This is a genomic window from Nocardia sp. NPDC060220 (assembly GCF_042727815.1).
Lineage (GTDB): Bacteria > Actinomycetota > Actinomycetes > Mycobacteriales > Mycobacteriaceae > Nocardia.
Map to the genome: position 1 here is coordinate 1 of NZ_JBHWZY010001113.1, position 1,888 is coordinate 1,888.

The following is a 1,888-nucleotide window of genomic DNA, read 5'->3' on the forward strand; positions in this document are numbered from 1 at the left end:
CCGCCTCAACCACCGCCCCGAAGTCCGCGGCGGCATCCTCGAACCGGACTGTGTCGCCCTCCTCGACACCTTCTTCAAAAACCAGCGCTGACCAGCCGATTTAACAATCTCGCACCCACTCCGGTACCGTAGTCGGCGGTGGCGTGTCCGAGCGGCCTAAGGAGCACGCCTCGAAAGCGTGTGAGGGGTAACCCCCCTCCGAGGGTTCAAATCCCTCCGCCACCGCCACGAGCGCCTCACTTGTTCACGCAGGTGGGGGGCTTTTTCTTGTCCGAAATGTGCGCCGGTACGACGACGGCGAGGTCCGCACGGCTCGCGTGAAATGGTGCCGGAAGGTGACCGGGGTGGCGAAACCGGCCGCGGTCGCGATTTCCTCGATGGGTGCGTCGCCGGTCTCGAGCATGGCCAGTGCCGCCTGAATCCGCTGGGCGATCAACCATTTGCTCGGCGTCGCCCCGGTTTCCCGGACGAAATGGCGCAGGTAGGTGCGCGGTGAGAGTCCTGCGACCCGGGCCAGATCGGGTACGCCGATCGGGTCGGCGAGGTGTTCGAGCGCCCAGGAGAGGCTGCGGGCGATGGGGGCGTCGAGGGGTTCGGGCGGCATGGGCGATTCGATGTATTGAGCTTGGCCGCCCGCGCGGTGGGGCTGGATGACGAGGCGGCGGGCGACGGCGTTGGCGACGGACGCGCCCAGGTCGTTGCGAACCAGATGGAGCGCCAGGTCCAGCCCGGCGGCGCAGCCCGCGCTGGTCAGGATGTCGCCTTCGTCGGTGTAGAGGGGCTCGGGGTCGACCTCGACCAGGGGGTAGCGCTCGCGCAGCAGGTCGGCGTATCGCCAGTGCGTGGTGGCCCGGCGGCCGTCGAGCAGGCCGGCGGCGGCCAGGGCGAACGCGCCGGAGCAGATCGACACGATCCGGGAGCCGTTGCGGTGCGCCCGGCGCAGCGCGTCGATCAATTCCGGCGAGGTCCGCGCGCGCGGGTCGGCGACGCTCGGGACCACGACCGTGTCGGCGGCGGCGAATTCCGCGAGACCGTAGGGGCTGGTCATGGTCGCGCCGCCGATCACGCGGACGGGTTCGGGGGTTTCGGTGCAGATTTTCAGCTCGTACCAGGGCTGCTCGATATCGGGCCAGGTCAGGCCGAAGACCTCGATGACGATGCCGGTTTCGAACGCCGTCATCCCGTCGTACGCCAGCACGGAGACAGACCTCATGTCTAAATCTTAGCGATAGTCGTCATCTATGCCACTTCTCCCGATGACACGGAAGTCCGACCATGGAGATATGTTGAAGCAACTCAAGGACTTCGCCATCGGAATCCACACCGCGAACGCGATCCGGCACGGCATCCGCCCACCTGTCGCGGCTCGGCCGGAAAGCCGGAAGTCGCGGTGCGGGGGAGCGCGGACCACCCGGTAGCGGCAAGATCTGTCGTCGGGTATTCACCTCGTCCGACCTGCGGTGTATTCCTCGCGTAATAGACTGGGTTACACCGAATCCGGGAAGGAACGATGATTATGCGCGGGCGACAGCCGCCACCCGCGAAGTCCGGAATCGGGCTCGGGGGAAAACTTCTGGTTCTCATCGTGCTCGGCTGGGTCGCTGTCGGGCTGCTCGCGGCCGGCCAGCGGCACCACTTCGCTCACCTGCCCAAGCAGTGTTCGGACTGGGCGACCATCGCGGTCACCGCCGCGGCGGGGCCCGCGAACTACATCGGGCTCAATCCGCGCGTCACCGAATGCCAAGTGCCGCAGCCGAGTCAGTAGCGAAACGGCCGGGGAACACGAGTTACCCGGCCGTAGACGCTCAGCCATGCGGTAGCGGCGCGACCAGCCGCTGTTAGGCCTGGACCACGCGCAGCCGCGAGCCCACGATGTCGATATAGGGCA

At 67.2% G+C, this 1,888-nt stretch carries 2 protein-coding genes, 1 tRNA gene and 1 pseudogene; 3 read left to right on the plus strand and 1 reads right to left on the minus strand.

Annotated elements, in window-relative coordinates; genetic code table 11:
- Together ACFWF3_RS34210 and ACFWF3_RS34215 are read left to right on the plus strand one after the other, a co-directional pair.
- Positions 1 to 91 (plus strand): annotated as a pseudogene (locus tag ACFWF3_RS34210) (nucleoside deaminase); the annotation flags it as partial.
- A gap of 46 nt (positions 92 to 137) precedes the next feature.
- Positions 138 to 228, plus strand: a tRNA-Ser gene (locus tag ACFWF3_RS34215).
- A 16-nt stretch (positions 229 to 244) separates the two neighbouring features.
- On the opposite strand, the gene ACFWF3_RS34220 is transcribed toward ACFWF3_RS34215, so the two are convergent.
- Positions 245 to 1,213, minus strand: a complete 969-nt coding sequence (locus tag ACFWF3_RS34220; RefSeq protein ID WP_379318168.1) for a GlxA family transcriptional regulator — start codon at positions 1,211 to 1,213, stop codon at positions 245 to 247.
- 303 nt (positions 1,214 to 1,516) lie between these two features.
- Between ACFWF3_RS34220 and ACFWF3_RS34225 the strand changes: the two genes are divergently transcribed.
- Positions 1,517 to 1,765, plus strand: coding sequence for a hypothetical protein (locus tag ACFWF3_RS34225; RefSeq protein ID WP_378638529.1), 249 nt, complete (start codon positions 1,517 to 1,519; stop codon positions 1,763 to 1,765).
- The last annotated feature ends 123 nt before the right edge of the window (positions 1,766 to 1,888 follow it).

Excerpts from the sequence above, each read along its gene's own strand:
- ACFWF3_RS34220 (WP_379318168.1), bottom strand. The coding sequence starts at position 1,213 with ATGAGGTCTGTCTCCGTGCTGGCGTACGACGGGATGACGGCGTTCGAA.
- ACFWF3_RS34225 (WP_378638529.1), top strand. The coding sequence starts at position 1,517 with ATGCGCGGGCGACAGCCGCCACCCGCGAAGTCCGGAATCGGGCTCGGG.